General features: G+C 64.5%; 18 protein-coding genes. All 18 read right to left on the reverse strand.

The window, feature by feature from the left end; all coding sequences use genetic code 11:
* Window position 1: 1 nt before the first annotated feature.
* Window positions 2–877, reverse strand: coding sequence for an acetyl-CoA carboxylase, carboxyltransferase subunit beta (gene accD / locus GH681_RS05195; protein WP_153160366.1), 876 nt, complete (start codon window positions 875–877; stop codon window positions 2–4).
* Window positions 877–1,686, reverse strand: coding sequence for a tryptophan synthase subunit alpha (trpA, locus tag GH681_RS05200; protein ID WP_153160367.1), 810 nt, complete (start codon window positions 1,684–1,686; stop codon window positions 877–879). Before trpA ends, accD begins: the two co-directional genes overlap by 1 nt.
* Window positions 1,687–1,740: 54 nt before the next feature.
* Entirely contained in the window at window positions 1,741–2,952 is a 1,212-nt protein-coding gene (gene trpB / locus GH681_RS05205; protein WP_153160368.1) for a tryptophan synthase subunit beta, read from the reverse strand.
* Complete coding sequence (locus GH681_RS05210; RefSeq protein ID WP_153160369.1) at window positions 2,939–3,562, reverse strand: phosphoribosylanthranilate isomerase; 624 nt, start codon at window positions 3,560–3,562, stop codon at window positions 2,939–2,941. The genes trpB and GH681_RS05210 overlap by 14 nt, the downstream gene beginning before the upstream one ends.
* A gap of 2 nt (window positions 3,563–3,564) precedes the next feature.
* A complete protein-coding gene (gene truA, locus GH681_RS05215) occupies window positions 3,565–4,359 on the reverse strand; it encodes a tRNA pseudouridine(38-40) synthase TruA (RefSeq protein WP_153160370.1) in 795 nt (264 codons plus the stop codon).
* Window positions 4,356–4,931: a hypothetical protein gene (locus GH681_RS05220; protein WP_194271139.1), complete on the reverse strand. Its 576-nt coding sequence runs from the start codon at window positions 4,929–4,931 to the stop codon at window positions 4,356–4,358. The genes truA and GH681_RS05220 overlap by 4 nt, the downstream gene beginning before the upstream one ends.
* A gap of 81 nt (window positions 4,932–5,012) precedes the next feature.
* Window positions 5,013–7,919, reverse strand: coding sequence for a FimV/HubP family polar landmark protein (locus GH681_RS05225; RefSeq protein WP_228111785.1), 2,907 nt, complete (start codon window positions 7,917–7,919; stop codon window positions 5,013–5,015).
* 142 nt (window positions 7,920–8,061) lie between these two features.
* Window positions 8,062–9,186, reverse strand: a complete 1,125-nt coding sequence (gene asd, locus GH681_RS05230; RefSeq protein WP_153160372.1) for an aspartate-semialdehyde dehydrogenase — start codon at window positions 9,184–9,186, stop codon at window positions 8,062–8,064.
* A 39-nt stretch (window positions 9,187–9,225) separates the two neighbouring features.
* The gene (gene leuB / locus GH681_RS05235) at window positions 9,226–10,287 is read right to left on the reverse strand and encodes a 3-isopropylmalate dehydrogenase (protein WP_153160373.1); all 1,062 of its coding nucleotides are present in this window, start codon (window positions 10,285–10,287) and stop codon (window positions 9,226–9,228) included.
* Between the two features lie 58 nt (window positions 10,288–10,345).
* Window positions 10,346–10,984 (reverse strand): 3-isopropylmalate dehydratase small subunit, encoded by a 639-nt coding sequence (gene leuD / locus GH681_RS05240; protein WP_153160374.1) that lies wholly within the window; start codon window positions 10,982–10,984, stop codon window positions 10,346–10,348.
* Window positions 10,985–11,107, reverse strand: coding sequence for an entericidin A/B family lipoprotein (locus tag GH681_RS05245; protein ID WP_153160375.1), 123 nt, complete (start codon window positions 11,105–11,107; stop codon window positions 10,985–10,987).
* A gap of 17 nt (window positions 11,108–11,124) precedes the next feature.
* A complete protein-coding gene (gene leuC / locus GH681_RS05250) occupies window positions 11,125–12,534 on the reverse strand; it encodes a 3-isopropylmalate dehydratase large subunit (protein WP_153160376.1) in 1,410 nt (469 codons plus the stop codon).
* Window positions 12,535–12,584: 50 nt separating this feature from the next.
* Window positions 12,585–13,427, reverse strand: a complete 843-nt coding sequence (locus GH681_RS05255) for a M48 family metallopeptidase (RefSeq protein ID WP_153160377.1) — start codon at window positions 13,425–13,427, stop codon at window positions 12,585–12,587.
* Window positions 13,428–13,455: 28 nt separating this feature from the next.
* Window positions 13,456–14,601 (reverse strand): MFS transporter, encoded by a 1,146-nt coding sequence (locus tag GH681_RS05260; RefSeq protein ID WP_153160378.1) that lies wholly within the window; start codon window positions 14,599–14,601, stop codon window positions 13,456–13,458.
* A 70-nt stretch (window positions 14,602–14,671) separates the two neighbouring features.
* Window positions 14,672–14,914: a YdcH family protein gene (locus GH681_RS05265; RefSeq protein WP_153160379.1), complete on the reverse strand. Its 243-nt coding sequence runs from the start codon at window positions 14,912–14,914 to the stop codon at window positions 14,672–14,674.
* Between the two features lie 85 nt (window positions 14,915–14,999).
* Window positions 15,000–16,139 carry a chorismate synthase gene (gene aroC / locus GH681_RS05270; RefSeq protein WP_153160380.1) on the reverse strand — a complete coding sequence of 380 codons (1,140 nt, stop codon included), beginning with the start codon at window positions 16,137–16,139 and terminating at the stop codon, window positions 15,000–15,002.
* 81 nt (window positions 16,140–16,220) lie between these two features.
* Window positions 16,221–16,556 carry an acetolactate synthase small subunit gene (gene ilvN, locus GH681_RS05275; RefSeq protein WP_153160381.1) on the reverse strand — a complete coding sequence of 112 codons (336 nt, stop codon included), beginning with the start codon at window positions 16,554–16,556 and terminating at the stop codon, window positions 16,221–16,223.
* Window positions 16,557–16,574: 18 nt separating this feature from the next.
* Complete coding sequence (gene ilvB / locus GH681_RS05280; RefSeq protein ID WP_153160382.1) at window positions 16,575–18,239, reverse strand: acetolactate synthase large subunit; 1,665 nt, start codon at window positions 18,237–18,239, stop codon at window positions 16,575–16,577.
* Window positions 18,240–18,502 lie beyond the last annotated feature (263 nt).

Raw genomic sequence — 18,502 nt, forward strand, 5'->3', positions numbered from 1 at the left:
GTCAGGCGGCGGAGCGGACCGACGCTTGTCGCGTCAGCAGGGTGAGGAGTTCGGCGAGACGGTCACGCAGTTCGCGACGGTCGATGATCATGTCGATGGCGCCCTTCTCGAGGAGGAACTCGGAGCGCTGGAAGCCCGGAGGCAGCGTCTCCCGCACCGTTTGCTCGATCACACGAGGGCCGGCAAAGCCGATCAGCGCGCCGGGTTCGCCAATCACCAGATCGCCCATGAAGGCGAAACTGGCCGACACACCGCCCATGGTCGGGTCGGTGAGCAAGGTGATGAAGGGCAGCTTGCGCTCCGACAGTAGGGTGATGCCGGCGGTGGTCTTGGCCATCTGCATAAGCGAGAACAGGCCCTCCTGCATCCGCGCGCCGCCCGAAGCGGTCACGCAGATGAAAGGCAGGCGCTGCTCGACCGCAGCCTTCACGCCACGGATGAAACGCTCGCCAACCACCGAGCCCATCGAACCACCAAGGAACTCGAACTCGAAGCAGGCGATCACCACCGGCACGGTCTTGATGGCGCCCTGCACCACCACGAGGGCGTCGGACTCTTCGGAATCGGCATTCGCAGCGGCGAGGCGATCCGGATAACGCTTGGAATCCTTGAACTTGAGCGGATCGATCGGCACAACTTCGGCGCCGATCTCGAACTGGCCTTCCGGATCGAGCAGCAGCTCGATCCGCTGGCGGGCCCGGATGCGCTGGTGATGGCTGCACTTCGGGCAGACATTGAGGTTGCTCTCGAGGTCGGAACGGTAGAGCACCGCCTCACAGGCCGGGCACTTGCTCCACAGGCCTTCAGGGATCGCCTTGCGGCCCGACGGAGCGTCACGCTTGATCTTCGGCGGCAGCAGCTTCTTCAACCAGCTCATCAGCGCTCTCCTGCGTTGTCCATGGCAGTACGGATACCGCGCAGGAAGGCGGTGACCTTCGCCGGGGCTTCTTCGCGGCTGCTCTGTTCGATTTCCTCGATGATCCGGCTGCCGATCACCACGGCGTCGGCGAGGCTGGCGATGCGCGCTGCGGTGGCCGCATCACGGATGCCAAAGCCCACGCCCACCGGCATGCCGACCTTCTCGCGGATCACCGGGATGCGCCGGGCAACCTCGTCGAGATCGAGGGTGGCCGAGCCCGTCACGCCCTTGAGCGAGACGTAATAGATGTAGCCACTGCCCACCGCCGCCACGTCGGCGAAACGCTGTTCGGTGGAGGTGGGTGCCAGCAGGAAGACCGGATCAAGCCCGGCGGCGCGGCAGACCTCGGCAAAGGTGACGCACTCCTCGGGCGGATAATCGACTACCAGCACGCCATCGACGCCGGCTTCGGATGCCGCCTTGGCAAAGGCTTCCAGGCCCATCGCCTCGATCGGGTTGGCGTAGCCCATCAGCACGATGGGGGTCTGGTCGCCGGTGGCGCGGAAGGCGCGAACCATCTCAAGCACCTTGCGGGTGCTCATGCCCGCCGCCAGGGCCCGCTCGGAGGCGCGCTGGATGGTCGGGCCGTCGGCCATCGGATCGGAGAAGGGAACACCCAGTTCGATGATGTCGGCGCCGCCGGCCACGAGGGCCTGCATCAGCGGCAAGGTCATTTCGGGTGCAGGATCGCCGGCAGTGATGAACGGGATGAGCGCCTTGCGCCCTTCGCCGGCCAACCGCTTGAAGGTTTGTTGGATTGTGGACATGGATCGTATGAATGGTCAGCGGCCCCGCCAGACCAGCTGGCGGGGCCGTGAAGATCAGAACTGGATGCCGGATTTCTCGGCGACGGTGTGCATATCCTTGTCGCCGCGGCCGGAGAGATTGACCAGCAGGACTTTGTCCTTCGGCAGGGTCGGGGCCAGCTTGGCCGCATAGGCCAGGGCGTGGGACGACTCCAGCGCCGGGATGATGCCCTCGAAACGGCAGAGATCGTGGAAGGCCTGCAGGGCTTCGGCGTCGGTGATCCCGACGTATTCGGCGCGGGCGCTGTCCTTGAGCCAGGCGTGCTCGGGGCCGACGCCCGGGTAGTCGAGGCCGGCGGAGATCGAGTGGGTCTCGATGATCTGACCGTCTTCGTTCTGCAGCAGGTAGGTGCGATTGCCGTGCAGCACGCCGGGGCGCCCGGCCGACAGGGAGGCCGCGTGCATGCCAGAATCGATGCCGCTACCAGCCGCCTCGACACCGACCAGACGCACGTCGGCGTGCTCGATGTACGGATGGAAGATCCCCATCGCGTTGGAGCCACCGCCCACGCAGGCGATCACGTAATCCGGCTGACGCCCGGCGAGCTCGGGCATCTGCTCGATGCATTCCTTGCCGATCACGGTCTGAAAATCCCGCACCATCATCGGATAGGGGTGCGGGCCCGCGACGGTGCCGATGATGTAGAAGGTGTTGCCGATGTTGGTGACCCAGTCGCGCATCGCCTCGTTGAGGGCGTCCTTGAGAGTCTTGGAACCGCTTTCGACGGGTACCACGGTGGCGCCCAGGAGCTTCATCCGATAGACGTTGGCAGCCTGGCGGCGCACGTCTTCGGAGCCCATGTACACCACGCACTCCATCCCGTAACGGGCCGCAACGGTAGCCGTGGCCACGCCGTGCTGGCCGGCGCCGGTTTCGGCGATCACCCGCGGCTTGCCCATCCGCCGGGCGAGCATGGCCTGGCCGATACAATTGTTAACCTTGTGGGCGCCGGTGTGGTTGAGGTCTTCGCGCTTGAGATAGATCTGCGCGCCCCCGAGCAGGCCCGACCAGCGCTTGGCGTGGTAGATCGGGCTCGGCCGGCCGACGTAGTGCTTGAGTTCGTATTCGAACTCGGCGACGAAGGCGGGGTCGTTCTGGGCCGCTTCGTAGGCCTGCCGAAGTTCGGTCAGCGCCGGGATCAGGGTCTCCGCGACGAACACGCCACCATAAGGGCCGAAATGGCCCCGTGCATCGGGTAGATCGTAGGGGGCATCAGCCATGTGCATTTTGGACTCCGGCAACAAATTCGGTGATACGGGCGGCATCCTTGATTCCCTTGGCCGCTTCCACGCCGCTCGAGACATCCACCGCCCACGGGCGGACACGCCGGACAGCCTCGGCCACGTTGCCGGCATTGAGGCCGCCGGAGAGGATCAGGGGCAAGGGCAGCCCGGAAGGGATGAGCGACCAATCGAAGGTTTCGCCACCACCGCCATAGCCTTCCACGAACGCATCCAGCAGCAAACCCTGGGCCTTCGGGAAGGAAGCCGCGTATTTTAACAGATCGAACCCCTGCCGCATCCGCGCCGCCTTGATGTAGGGCCGACCAAAGCCGACGCAGTCTTCCTCGCGCTCGTCGCCGTGAAACTGCAGAAGCTGGAGCGGCACGGTTTTCAACGCATTTTCGACGTAATCCCGCCCCGCATTGACGAAAAGCCCGACGATCGTCACAAAGGGCGGCACGAGGCGCGCCAGCTCGGCGGCACGCTCGAAATCCACGAAACGGGGGCTCGACGGGTAGAAAACGAAACCGATCGCATCGGCGCCGGCTTCAACGGCGGTGCGAACGTCCTCCTCGCGGGTCAGCCCGCAGATCTTGATTCGGGTTCGATGCACGTTCAGGGAAGCAGCAGTTGGGGAGCCGCGATGATACGCCCCCCGCCCGGCAGCGGCCACCGCGGCGGATACTCGACGCCGCACAGGTAGAGGCCATCCGGCGCGAAGGTCGGCGCCGCGATCGTCCGGTTGCGCGCCGCCAGGAGTTCGCTCATCCAGCCCACAGGCTTTCGCCCCATTCCCACGTAGACCAGCGACCCGACCAGATTGCGGATCATGTGATGCAGGAAGGCGTTGGCGTGGAAATCGAAGAACACCACATCACCCCGCCGCTCCACCTCGACCGAATGCATCAGGCGAACGGGTGACCTGGCCTGGCATTCCGCTGCACGGAAAGAGGTGAAATCGTGCTCACCGATCAGGCAACTCGCCGCCTCGCGCATCGCAACCACGTCGAGGTCACCGTGAGTCCAGCCGACCCGCCCACCCAGCAGGGCCGGACGCACCCGCCGATTGAGCAGCACATAGCGATACCGGCGGGATTCGGCACTGAACCGCGCATGGAAATCATCATCGACCTCTACCGCCCACAGCACCCCGATGCTTGCCGGCAGATGGCTATTCACGCCGCGAACCCAGGCCTCAAGGGGGCGACGGGCCGAGGTATCGAAGTGCGCGACCTGGGTTGTCGCATGAACGCCCGTATCGGTGCGTCCCGCGCAGACGAGTTGCACCGGCTCAAGGGCGATCTTCCGGAGCGCGATCTCGAGGGTGTCCTGCACCGTGCGTCCGTGGCGCTGAGTCTGCCAGCCCTCGAAGGCGTTGCCGGCGTATTCGATACCGATCGCGACCCTCACAGGCTCGCTCCAAAGACGATTGCCGTCGTCAGCGCGGCCATCACCAGCCAGTCGGACCAGCGCAGCGCGGCATGCTCCACCAAAAGTGGCTCGATCGCCCCATCAAACCGGGGCGCATCCAGCAAGGCCCGCCATCCGCCTTCCGGCGGCGACTCGACGTAACGAAAGACCAGCAACACCCGAACGGCCAGGCGCTCGACGGACAAACCAAGCATGGCCAGCGGTGCCGCCAGCACCATCAAACCAGACACCATTGCCCGCTCACCTGTCCGCTCCAGGAGCACCGCCACGAGCATCACGACGATCGCGAGACGAAGACAGTGCTGGACTGCCAGGGCTGCACCCTCCCAGGTGGGCCCCGCACGACCTGCCCAGGGGGCCATCGCCTCACCCGGCGTAAAGAAAGCAAAGAGAATCACGAGAACCAACATGAGAACGCGAACCCGCCGCAGCAAGCGCCGGGCCTTTGCCGGAGCAAGCCAGAGCGAAGCCACCAAAACGACAAGCCCGAAACCCCACAACGCGGGACCTCGGGCAAGCTGGGAGAACACAACCAACGAAACCCAGAACACGATTCGCGTCGCCGGGTGAAAAAGCGTATGCACCAGAGCAGATGAAAGGCCAAGGGGGCTGTCACCAGCCCCCTTTTTCAATCAGGAGAGACGGGCAAGAATCACGCGCGCCTCATCTTGCTGGCGCCCCGACCCTTCCCGAAGGACTTCCTCAACCAGTTCCCGCGCGCCGTCCTTGTCATCCATCTCTTCGTAAGCACGGGCCAGTTCGAGCTTGGTGGCAACTTCCTGCTGCAGATCGAGATCAAGAGGCGGCTCGGTCGGCGGCCCTGCATCAGGCAGCTCTGCGGGAGGCAGCTTGAAGTCGAGGTTGGTGGAGCTCATTTCAGCCGAAAGCGGCTTGCCCACGCCCTTGGTGTCGGCCTTGTCGTCGAGTTCGAAATCGAAATCGAGCAGGCTGCTATCGAAGCTGGTGCGTTCCAGATCGACCGTTGCCGAATCCACCGGCTCGCGTAGCGCATCCTCGGCCAGCGTCGCGGTGAGATCCACATCGACCGTCGAATCGCCCGATTCCGCGTTGGTTTCACCGAATTCGGAACTCAACTCGAAATCGAGATCACTCGGGTCAGGCAGGTTGAAATCGCTGGAAAGACGCTGGGGCCGCGTCGAGGTGGACTCGAGATCGCGTGCCATGGCATCGCCTGCCACCAACGTCGAGCCCATTGCGCCGACGGACTGATCGAAGCCAAGATCAAAATCCAGACCGCTGCTGGAAGTCGGGGAACTGCTGTTGAGCGCAACAGTTCGGGCGCTGTTCGCGTCGTCGCCCGAGTTCAGATCAAGATCGAAGTCCAGTACGGCCGGTTCGATACGTGCGGGCTCGGAGGGCTGATGGGTGTCACTGACAGCCCGATCGATGTCCTCCATGCTCGTATATTGATTGAGATCACCAGGCAGCGCCCAGGTATCTTTCAGCTGGGAAGGCGACTCAAGGGGATCTTCGCCAGCAGGCGCAAGCGGTAGCGGCTCATTGGCCATGAACGCCGGGGCCAGTGCCGGGGTACGGGCTGCGCCAGCCTGCACGAAACCAGTCGCGGGTGCGCTGACACCAGCAACCGTGTGCGGCCCCTGCGGTACTGGCGCGACCGGCGCCGTGCCCGGAGCGGGAATGCGGTAGAGCGGGCTGTCGGGATCAACCTTGCGCCCCAGCGCTGCTGCCTTTTCCCAATCCTGACCATTACCGCCGGTCAGCGAATACAGTTCGGTCGCCGTGGTTTCGAACTGCTTGAGGTTCTTGCGCTGGGCGTAGATCTCAAGCAGCTTGAGGTGCACGCCCGTGCGGCCCGGGTCGGTCTTCAGGGCGTCGAGCAGGATTTCTTCGGCCTGGGCATCACGGCCGTAGGCCATATATACGTCGGCTTCGGCCACCGGGTCGACACCTTCGTCGGTATCGATGGACGACAGGCCTGACTGGCTGAAATCGGTCTGAATCTGACTGCTGCTGCCGGTATCCACGCTCTGTCCACCGGCACTGCCGAAGACGGAGCTGGAGCCGTCACCAAACTCGGACAGCGCCGGCGTAGTCGTCGGTGCGCCCTGCCCATTACGGCGCTGGTAAAGCTTGTAGCCGCCCCATCCGAGGAGCAACGCCAGAACACCACCGGCACCGAGGTAGATGGACGAGTCGTCCTGCGTGGCGGCTGGCTGCACTTCCGGCGGCTTGGCCGGAGCAGGAGCCGGCTTGGGCGGTTCCGGCGGAGGCGGAGGAGCCGGCTTCGGCTCGACCGGGGGCTCGGGCTCCTTCGCAGGCACGGGGCGCTCGGGTTCGGGCGGAGGCGTCACGACGGCCGGCGCTGCAGCCGGCGCCTGCGCCACTACCGGAGGCGCCGGCTGCGTGGCTGCTGCTGCGTCCGACTGAATCTGGGCCATGCCCTGGCTCTTCAACTCGACGAGCCGCTGAAGCTCCTTGATGCTCTTTTCGAGTTCGGCCAGGCGGGTATTGGCTTCCCGCAGGGCCTTGTCGCGCGAAACGAGATCTTCCTCGAGGGCCTGCAATCGCGCGACCGACTTCTCGCCGCCCGCACCGGCGCCGCGCAAGCCCTCTTCGCTCTTGGAAACCTTGAGTTGATCTGCCGAGCCGCCAGCGGCGGGGGCACGGTCTTCAACCTTGGCACCGATCTTTCCACCGCTGCCGCGCTGGGTGGGGGCTTCCTTGGCCGGCGCAGCGGCAGCCTGCTCGGCAAGCTTCTGGCGATAACGACCGAAATCGGACGAGTGAGCGACGACCTGCTGACGCCCGGCATCCCCCGCCCCCTGACGAACACCGTCGGCATCGGGAATGCGAAGGATCTTGCCAGCCTGGAGACGGTTGATGTCATCGCCGGCAAAGGCGGAACGATTGCCCTGGAACAGCGCCATCAGCATCTGCTCCATGGAGACGCCTTCGGGGCGATTCTCCATGGCAATGCGATTGAGTGTGTCGCCGGGCTGGACCACGTACGAACGCCCCGCGCCAGGTGCGGCAACGGCGGGACGGGCTGCGCGTGCAACCGCACGGCGCGGCACGATGGGCTCGGCGCGACCGTACGGGGTCTGGCGGCCATCAGGCAGGGCCACGGCGACGGGCGCGCGATTGACGCCGGTATCCGGCGGGTCGAGCAGGAAAGTGTATTCGCGGATCAGGCGCCCGGCGGACCAGTTGAGCTCGACCAGCATGTCAACGAAGGGCTCGTTGATCGGCCGGTCGCTGCTCACCTTGACGACGGCGCCACTGCCGCGGCGCTCGACGGTCATGCGAAGCCCGCTGACCGACGGGGAATAATCGATGCCAGCCTGCCGGAACGCCTCGGCTGAAGCGAGCCGTGCCGTCATGTTCTGGATTTCTTCAGGCGCAGCCGCGATCTCCACTTCTGCGCGCAGGGGCTGACCCAGACCGCTGAGGACCGTGATGCGCCCCAGACCGGCGGCACTAGCGCTAAGCGAAAGGGCGCCGATGGAAGCGGCAAGAAGGGTACGTTTGAGCCGACTTTTCACAAGAATCTTATGCACGAAGGCTGATCATCGAAATCGAGTTATCGATGAACATAACATCATGGGTTTGGGGAGGCAAGTTCAAGCGGTGTTCGAAGTCGCCACTAAATTACGATCGGCATAAAAAAGGCGGCTTGCGCCGCCTTTCTCGTCAAACTTTTCAGGCTTCGAGCAGGATTCGCAGCATGCGGCGCAGCGGCTCGGCCGCACCCCAGAGAAGCTGATCACCCACCGTGAAGGCAGAGAGGTACTCGCCGCCCATCGCCAGCTTGCGCAGACGACCGACCGGAACGGTCAGGGTGCCGGTGACGGCGGTGGGGGTGAGATCACGCATCGACGCTTCACGCTGGTTCGGGACAACCTTCACCCAGTCGTTGGCGGAAGCCAGCATGGCTTCGATCTCGTCGATGGGGATGTCCTTCTTGAGCTTGAGCGTGAGCGCCTGGCTGTGGCAGCGCATGGCGCCGATGCGCACACACAGGCCGTCGATGGGCACCACCGGGGCGCTGAAGCCTTCGCCACGACCGAGGATCTTGTTGGTCTCGACGCCGCCCTTCCATTCTTCCTTGGACTGACCGTTACCCAGATCCTTGTCGATCCAGGGGATCAGCGAGCCGGCCAGCGGCACGCCGAAGTTGGACGACGGGAAGGCGTCATCGCGCATGGTGCCCGCGACTTCGCGGTCGATGTCGAGGATGGCGGACGCGGGATCGTCGAGCAGCTCCTTGACGGAGCGGTTGAGTTCGCCCATCTGGGACAGCAGCTCGCGCATGTTCTGCGCGCCGGCGCCGGAGGCGGCCTGGTAGGTCATGGACGTCGCCCACTCGACCAGATCGCGCTGGAACAGGCCACCGAGGGCCATCAGCATCAGCGAAACGGTGCAGTTGCCGCCGATCCAGTCACGGCCGCCCTTGGCGAGGGAATCCTTGATGACGTTCATGTTGACCGGATCGAGGATGATCACGGCCTTCGGGTCCATGCGCAGCGAAGACGCGGCATCGATCCAGTGGCCGTTCCAGCCGGCGGCGCGCAGCTTGGGATACACCTCGTTGGTGTAATCGCCGCCCTGACAGGTGATGACGATGTCCATCGCCTTCAGTTCGTCGATGTTCTTGGCGTCCTTCAGCGCAGGAGCTTCCTTGCCGAAGTTCGGCGCCTTGCCGCCGGCGTTGGAGGTGGTAAAGAACACCGGCTCGATCAAGGCGAAGTCGTTTTCCTCACGCATGCGCTGCATGAGCACGGAACCGACCATGCCACGCCAACCAACCAGACCCACTCTTTTCATTTGTATCCCCGATCAGACTTGAATGTTGTTTTGAGTTGCTTACAGCGCAGCGATGACCGCGTCGCCCATTTCCCTGGTGCCGACGCGGCGGGTGCCCGGCTCGTAGATGTCACCAGTGCGATAGCCAGCGGCCAACACCTTCTTGACGGCGGTTTCGATGCGCGCGGCCTGGGTTTCGAGATTGAAACTGTAGCGCAGCATCATCGCGGCCGACAGCATGGTGGCAAGCGGATTGGCGATGTCCTTGCCGGCGATGTCCGGCGCGGAGCCGTGGCTGGGTTCGTACATGCCCTTGCCGGCCGCGTTGAGCGAGGCCGACGGCAGCATGCCGATGGAGCCGGTGAGCATCGAGGCTTCGTCGGACAGGATGTCGCCGAACATGTTGCCGGTGACCATCACGTCGAACTGCTTGGGCGCGCGCACCAGCTGCATGGCGGCGTTATCCACCAGCATGTGGGAGAGCTCGACATCCGGATAATCGGCAGACAGCTCGATCATCACGTCGCGCCACAGCTGGGTGGTTTCGAGGACGTTCATCTTGTCCACCGAGCACAGCTTCTTGTCGCGCTTGCGGGCGGCCTCGAAGGCGACCTTGCCGATGCGACGGATCTCGGACTCGGAATAGATCATGGTGTTGAAACCGACGCGCTCGCCGTTCTCTTCACGGATGCCGCGGGGCTGGCCGAAGTAGATGTCGCCGGTGAGTTCGCGCACGATCAGGATGTCGAGGCCGGAGACGATCTCGGGCTTGAGCGACGAGGCGTTGGCAAGCTCGGGGTACAGGATGGCCGGACGCAGGTTGGCGAACAGTTCGAGCTGCTTGCGGATGCCCAGCAGGCCGCGCTCCGGGCGCTGGTCGCGGGGGTAGTTGTCCCACTTCGGGCCACCGACGGCGCCCAGCAGCAGCGCATCGGCCTCATCCGCCAGCTTGACGGTGGCTTCGGGCAGCGGGGTGCCGGTGGCGTCAACGGCGGCACCGCCGACGAGGGCGAATTCCGCTTCGAAATTGACGCCATCGCCGCGCAGCGCTTCGAGCACGCGCAGGGTCTGGTCCATGATTTCGGGACCGATGCCGTCACCCGGCAGAACACAGATCTTCATTGTTGGTTTCCGTTTTTATCGTTGGTGAGCACCGGCAGCCCGCAGGCCGCCGGCACGATCAGGCAAACAGCCAGGGCTGGTCGATGCGGCGACGGGCTTCGAAGTCGCGGATCTTGTCGGCGTGACGCAGGGTCAGGCCGATGTCGTCCCAGCCGTTGAGCAGGCACTCGCGGCGGAACGGGTCCACATCGAAGGGGATCACCTTGCCATCGGGGCGGGTGATCGTCATGGCGTCGAGATCGACGTTGAGCCGGTAGCCGATGGTGGCGTGGCACTGGGCAAACAGCGCATCCACTTCGTCGGCCGCCAGCTTGATCGGCAGGAGGCCGTTCTTGAAGCAGTTGTTGAAGAAAATGTCGGCAAAGCTCGGGCCGATCAGCACACGGAAGCCGAAGTCTTCCAGCGCCCACGGAGCGTGCTCGCGGGAGCTACCGCAACCGAAGTTGTCGCGGGTGAGCAGCACCTGCGCGCCCTGATAGCGGGGCTGATTGAGCACGAAGTCCGGGTTCTTCGGACGACCGGAGTTGTCCTCGCCGGGCTGGCCCACGTCCATGTAGCGCCACTCGTCGAACAGGTTGGGGCCGAAGCCGCTGCGCTTGATCGACTTGAGGAACTGCTTGGGGATGATCGCGTCGGTATCCACGTTGGCGCGATCCATCGGCGCCACGAGACCATCGAGTTTGGTGAACGGCTTCATTTACTTGACTGCCTTCTGGATGGCCTCGCCACCCTTTTCAATATCCTTGCCCAGACCCTGCACGGTGTTGCAACCGGCAAGCAGCCCGGCCAACACGGCGATCAGTGCGGTGAATTTGCGCATTGTCGAATCCTCCGCGATCAAGCCAGTTCGCGGACGTCGGCGAAGTGGCCGGCGATCGCGGCAGCCGCAGCCATGGCCGGGCTGACGAGGTGGGTACGGCCACCGGCGCCCTGACGGCCTTCGAAGTTGCGGTTGGAGGTGGACGCGCAGCGCTCGCCCGGCTCCAGGCGGTCGGCGTTCATGGCGAGGCACATGGAGCAACCCGGCTCGCGCCACTCGAAACCAGCGGCGACGAAGACCTTGTCGAGCCCTTCGGCTTCGGCCTGGCGCTTGACGAGACCGGAACCCGGCACCACCAGCACCAGCTTGACGTTGTCGGCCTTGCGACGGCCCTTGGCCACCGCGGCGGCAGCGCGCAGGTCTTCGATGCGCGAGTTGGTACACGAGCCGATGAACACCTTGTCGATGGCGATCTTGTTGATCGGCGTACGCGGCGTCAGGCCCATGTACTGCAGGGCGCGCTCCATGCCTTCACGCTTGACCGGATCCTTCTCGAGGGCCGGATCGGGCACGGTGCCGTCGATCGCGGCAACCATCTCGGGCGAGGTGCCCCAGGTGACCTGCGGCTTGATCTGCGCGGCGTCGAGCTCGACCACCGCATCGAAGACGGCGCCGTCGTCGGAATGCAGCGTGCGCCAGTATTCGACGGCACGATCCCAATTCTCGCCACGGGGCGAGAACGGACGATCCTTGAGATAAGCGATGGTCTGGTCATCCACGGCCACCAGACCGGCGCGGGCGCCCGCCTCGATGGCCATGTTGCAGATGGTCATGCGACCTTCCATCGACAGGCTGCGGATCGCGCTGCCGCCGAATTCCATGGCGTAGCCGGTGCCGCCGGCGGTGCCGATCTTGCCGATGATGGCGAGCACGACATCCTTGGCGGTCACGCCGGCGCCAAGCTTGCCGTCCACGCGGATCAGCATGGTCTTGGACTTCTTCTGGAGCAGGCACTGGGTCGCCATCACATGCTCGACCTCGGAGGTGCCGATGCCGTGCGCGAGGCAGGCGAAGGCGCCGTGGGTGGACGTGTGCGAGTCGCCGCAGACGACGGTCATGCCCGGCAGCGTCGCGCCGTTCTCGGGTCCGATCACATGGACGATGCCCTGACGCGCGTCCTTGAACGGGAAGTAGGCCAGCGCGCCGACTTCACGGATGTTCGAATCCAGGGTTTCCACCTGCTGGCGGGAAACCGGATCCTGGATGCCCTTATCCCAGTGGTCGGTCGGGGTGTTGTGGTCGGCCGTGGCGACGATGGAGTCCACGCGCCAGGGCTTGCGCCCGGCCAGCTTGAGACCTTCGAAGGCCTGCGGGCTGGTGACTTCGTGGACCAGGTGGCGGTCGATGTAGATCAACGCGGTGCCGTCGTCCTCGACGTGCACCACATGGCTCGACCACAGTTTTTCGTAAAGCGTCTGCGCTTGCATGGGCGATTGTTCGGTCAGGGTTGAAACCGGAGTGGGCGGAAAAACTTTTATTATTTCACAGGCCTAGTGTGCTGAGTAGCTTGCTCGTAGAGCGGCATCACGCGCTCGGCGTATACCCGTAGATCCTGCTGGCGCGTTTCGTTGGACGGGTGGGTCGAAAGCCACTGGGGTGGCGCGCCCTCCGACGCCTTGGCCATCTTCTGCCACAGCACGATGGCAGCGCGGGGATCGTAGCCCGCGCGGGCGGCGAGTTCGACGCCGATACGGTCGGCCTCGGTCTCGTGCTCCCGGCTGTTGGGCAGTTCGAAACTCACCTTGGCCACCGTTCCGATCAGATCAGACCCGGCCTGCCCAACCCCCAGCGCAGCGCCGACGATGGCAACACCCACGTTGGTCACCATCGCCCGGGAGGCGCGCTCGCGGGCGTGTTCGCGCAGCGCATGGGCGATCTCGTGGCCCATGATCGCGGCGATCTCGTCGTCGGTCAGATCAAGGCGCTCGATGATCCCGGAGTAAAACGCGATCTTGCCGCCTGCCATGCACCAGGCGTTGAGCTCGTTGGAGGTGAGCACATTGACCTCCCACTTCCAGCCCGGCGCATCCGGCCGGAACGCGCCCGTCGCGGGGATCAGCCGACGCGCCACGGCCCGCACGCGCTCGACCTGCTCCTTGTTGCGATTGAGGGCGTTCTTCTGCCCCGCCTGCTGAAGGATCTGGTGATAGCTCTGGCTGGCGGCCTGATCCATCTCTTTCGCCGACACCATCATCGACTGCCGACGCTCTATGCCGACTGCGCCGCTCTGGGTGGTCTGCACCGTCTGGCAGGCCGTCACGACGCTGGCAGCCAGCACCACCGGCAGCACGCCGCGCGCCCATTCGAATCGCTTGCTCATGTCTCTCCTGTTTGTCTTGCTGTTCAGATCAGGCCACGGACGACCGCACTCGCCACCCGGCAACCAGCACGATCAACCCTGCCAGCGCAAACACCGAGCCTGCCGTGTACGTCCAGGCGGGGCCTATCCATTCCCAAGTGTAGCCGCTAATCAGACCACCGATCATCCCGCCCGCACCGAACGAGATGCTGCCGTAAAAGGCCTGTCCCTGGGCCTGGTGACGCACGCCGAACCAGTCGTTCACCACTGCCACCGCCGCCGCGTGATACGACCCGAAAGTCGCCCCATGCAGGATCTGCGCAAACAGCAGCACCGCCAGTGATTCCGCCCCCCAGCCGATCAGCACGAAACGCAGCACCGCCACCGCAAAGCTGAACACCAGGATTCCACGCAACGAATACGCCTTGACGAGCCGAGGCATACCCATGAAGACGAGGATCTCGGCCACCACGCCCAGGGTCCACATCCACCCCACCACGGACTTGCTGTAGCCGTGCTCCACCAGATGCACCGAGTAAAAGACGTACAGCGCCCCGTGGGCGGCAGACATGAAGAAACACGCCGCCAGCAGCGCCCGCACCTCGGGCCGGCGCAGAACCGTGCGCAGCGGCACGTGCTCCTCATGGGTCGGCGGACGCTGCGCCTCGGGGATCGTCAATGCACACAGCAGGATGCCACCGAGGGTCGCCAACGCGATCCACAGCACCGCACGGATCGGCAGATCGTCGAGCAGATAGCCCAGGCCCAGCACCGCGACGATGAAGCCCACCGACCCCCACACGCGGATGTTGCCGTAGCTCCCGGCCCGGCCGGCCAGATGACTGAAGGTGAGCGTCTCCACCAGCGGCAGCGCGGCGCTCCAGAAGAAGGCCAGGAAGGCCATGCTGACGAACTGCGCGCCGTAGGCATCGCTGACCAGAAAACCGCCAAACCCCGCCACCGACAACGCCGCCGACAGCCGTACGACGGGCGTGCGCACGCCAACCCGATCAGCCAGCCAGCCCCACATGGTAGGCGCCAGCATGCGCATCACCGACATCAGTGACATCAACACCGCGATCTGCCCGGCACTGCGGCCAACCGACTGGAGGTAGAGGCTGAAATACGGGGAAAAGGCGCCGATGAAGGCAAAGTAGAAGAAGTAGTAGCCCGACAGGCGCCAGTAAGGAATCATCGCCGCGATTGTACCGCCCATAAAAAAAGAGCGCCCGAAAGCGCTCTTGCTGGCAGAAACACGCGGTCGATCAGTTGACGGCCTGGCCCTTCAGCATTTCGTAGAGCTCGTCCTTCAGCCTGAGGCGGCGCTTCTTCAGATCTTCGAGTTCGAAGTCCGTTGCCAGCTCGGCATTGACCTCCACGCGAACCACGTGACGATTGACGTCGTGGTACTCATCGAAGAGCCGGGCAAAGTGTCCGTTGGACACCTTGAGTGCGTGAATCTGGTCCCGATACTCGGGGAATTCGTGGTGAAGATCGTGTTGCTCCATGCGCTACCTCCCGGTCAATGGTCAATCTTGTATGTCTCGTGGGATTGACTCTACGCCCGCGATGCGCGCAAAAAGTTGACGACGATCAATCCTTGCGGAGCGGTGACGGGACGCACTGCACACCGCTCGGCGCCAGCCCGGCAATTTTTGGCGTGGCGCAGGCGACATCGGCGTTCTGGGCCCGATGACGCAGGGCGTGATCCATCAGCACCAGCGCCAGCATGGCTTCGGCGATGGGTGTGGCACGGATGCCGACGCACGGATCATGGCGGCCGTGGGTGTTCACGACCACCGCCTCGCCAGCCTTGTTGATGGAGCGTCGGTCCAGGCGGGTGCTGGCCGTGGGCTTGATGGCGATGCTGACGAGCACGTCCTGGCCCGACGAAATCCCACCGACCACGCCACCGGCGTTGTTGGACAGAAAACCCTCCGGGGTCATCTCGTCGTTGTGCTCTGTACCGAGCTGCGCCACGCTGGCAAAGCCGGCGCCGATCTCGACGCCCTTCACCGCGTTGATGCCCATCATCGCGTAGGCGATGTCGGCGTCGAGGCGGTCATAGACCGGCTCGCCCCAGCCGACCGGCACGCCGGTGGCCACCACGTTGATGCGCGCGCCCACCGAATCGCCGGACTTGCGCAGCTCGTCCATGTAGGCCTCGAGCTGCGGGACGATGGCCTGATTGGGCGCGAAGAAGGCGTTACCGTCGATCTCGTCCCATGACACAAAGGGGATCTCGACCGGACCCAGCTGCGCCATGTAGCCGCTGATCACGATGCCGAAGCGCTGCTCGAGCCACTTGCGGGCAATCGCCCCGGCCGCCACGCGAACGGCGGTTTCCCGCGCCGACGAGCGGCCGCCACCACGGTAGTCGCGGATGCCGTATTTCTGCCAGTAGGCGTAATCGGCATGGCCCGGACGGAATTGCTCGGCGATGTTGCCGTAGTCCTTCGAACGCTGATCCTGGTTGCGGATCAGGAGCGCGATCGGCGTGCCGGTGGTGACACCCTCGAAGACGCCCGAGAGGATCTCGACCGTATCGGGCTCGCGCCGCTGGGTGACGTGGCGTGAGGTGCCGGGCTTGCGCCGGTCGAGTTCGATCTGGATGTCGGCCTCGCTGATCGCCAGCCCCGGCGGACAGCCATCGACCACGCAGCCGATGCCAGGCCCGTGGGATTCGCCGAAGGAAGTGACGGTAAACAGCGTGCCGAAGGTATTACCAGACATGAAGCACTCTCGAAGGGAACGAAAAACCGCCGGAGTCTAGCACGCTGCCGGCACCGGGCCAGCAGCGCGAAGACCGCAGACTTACTGGAAGAACTCGTCGAGGCGCCCGAAGACCGGGTGCTCGCCGTCATGCTTGTTGACGTACAGCACGTCCTCAAGTTTCTCGACCTGCCTGATCATCTTTTCGAGGCGCTCGTCCTCGAAGATCAACAGCCAGATGCGGCTGGTCTCGCCACCACCGACCGGCATGCACAGGATGCCTTCAACGTTGAACGCGCGACGGGCAAACAGGCCGCAGATGTGGCTCATCACGCCCGGGTGGTTGGCAACGCCCAGCTCCAGCACAACCTTGTGGAAGCCGTTGTGCTCGGGAACGTCGGGGATGTACTCGGAAAGGTTGGTGTTCTGTTCGGACATCGTATTCTCTCCTCGGGCTCAGCCGATCATCTCGGAGTTGGCGGCACCCGGCGGCACCATCGGGTAGACGAATTCGTTCGGATCGATCGTCGCGTGGATCAGGCAGGGGCCCGGCGTCTGCAGGGCTTCGGCCAAGGTGGCGCGGGGGTTCGGCGACGGATCGAGATTGACCGCGCGCATGCCGAAGCCTTCGGCGATCTTCAGGAAGTCGGTCGGGCGCTCGTAGCGGGACGCCATGATGCGCTTGCCGTAGAACAGGTTCTGCTGCTGATGCACCAGGCCGAGGGACTGGTTGTTGAACAGCACGATCTTGACGTTGACGTTCTCCTGGGCGGCGGTGGCCATTTCCTGGATGTTCATCTTCAGGCTGCCGTCACCGGAGAAACACACCACGGTGCGATCCGGCTCGGCCAGCGCGGCGCCGATGGCGGCCGGGAAGCCGAAGCCCATGGTGCCGAGACCGCCCGAATTGAGCCACTGGCGCGCACGGCGGAACGGGTAGGCTTGGGCCACCCACATCTGGTGCTGGCCCACGTCGCTGGTGATGATTGCGTTGTCGTCGAGACAGTTGGCCACCGCGTGGATCAGGCCGTAGGGCGAGCGCGGGTTGTCGATGCCCGGCATGGCCAGCGGGAAGCGGCCCTTGAGGCTTTCCACGTGGGACAGCCAGCGCTTGCGCAGCTGCGGCTTGACGCGCGGCAGCAGCTCGGTGAGCACCTGACCCACGTCGCCGGCGATGGCCACATGGGCGTTCTTGACCTTGTGCAGCTCGGAGCGGTCGATGTCGATGTGGATGATCTTGGCGTTCGGACAGAACTCGGCGGTCTTGCCGATGGCGCGATCGTCGAACCGTGCGCCGACGCAGATCAGCAGATCGGCTTCTTCGAGCACGTAGTTGGTGTAACGCGCGCCGTGCATGCCCAGCATGCCGATGGACAGCGGGTGGTCCATCGGCATCGCGCCGAGGGCCATCAGGGTCATCGTGGTCGGCAGCGAGGCCTGCTCGGCCAGGGTCACGGCCATCTGGGATGCGCCGGAGTGGATCACGCCACCACCCAGGTAGAGCACCGGACGCTCGGCGGATTCGATCATCTTCGCGGCTTCTTCGATGGCGGCGATGTCGAAGCTCGGCGCCGCATCGGGCACGACCACGTCGGGGAACGCGTCGAAGCTGACCATCTGGTTCTGGACGTCCTTCGGCACGTCGATCAGCACCGGACCAGGGCGATCGGACATGGCGATGCGGAAGGCGGCCGGCACCACGTTGAGCAGATCCTTGGCCGAACGGACCAGGAAGTTGTGCTTGGTGATGGGGATCGTCAGGCCGTAGGTATCGACTTCCTGGAAGGCGTCGGTGCCAATCATCGACAGGGGCACCTGGCCGGTCAGCGCGATCATCGGGATCGAGTCGAGCTTGGCGTCGGCGATGGCGGTGATCAGGTTGGTCGCACCCGGGCCGCTGGAGGCCAGGCAGACTTCCGGCCGGCCGGACACCCGAGCCATGCCCTGGGCGATGAAGCCGGCACCCTGCTCGTGACGACACAGGACGTGGTGAATCTGCTCGCTCTTGGAAAGCGCGTCGTACATCGGCAGCGCCGCACCGCCGGGCACACCGGCGATCGTGCGGATTCCTTGCCGTTCGAGCAGCTTCACAATCAGGTCTGCTCCAGTCATTTGCATCATCGAAATTCTCCTAGTGGCTTGGGAGCCGAACCGCAATCCAGGCCGGGGGCGCAACAAAAGACAAGACCCCCGCCGGTTGCGCGCCGGCGGGGGTCTGAAATTTCCTTGGACTGCCTTGGACCCTTACGACGCGCGAACACCTACGCTTACTACGCGTACTACGGCTACGACGTCGACAGGCAGGAAAGTGGCGAAGAGGGTCACGGCAAAGTCACGAAGTCATATACAAGACTGACTCTGAATTATTCTCACAAAGCCCCGAA

Origin of the sequence: Zoogloea sp. 1C4 (assembly GCF_009469605.1) — a bacterium.
In the GTDB taxonomy this organism is placed as follows: domain Bacteria; phylum Pseudomonadota; class Gammaproteobacteria; order Burkholderiales; family Rhodocyclaceae; genus Zoogloea; species Zoogloea oryzae.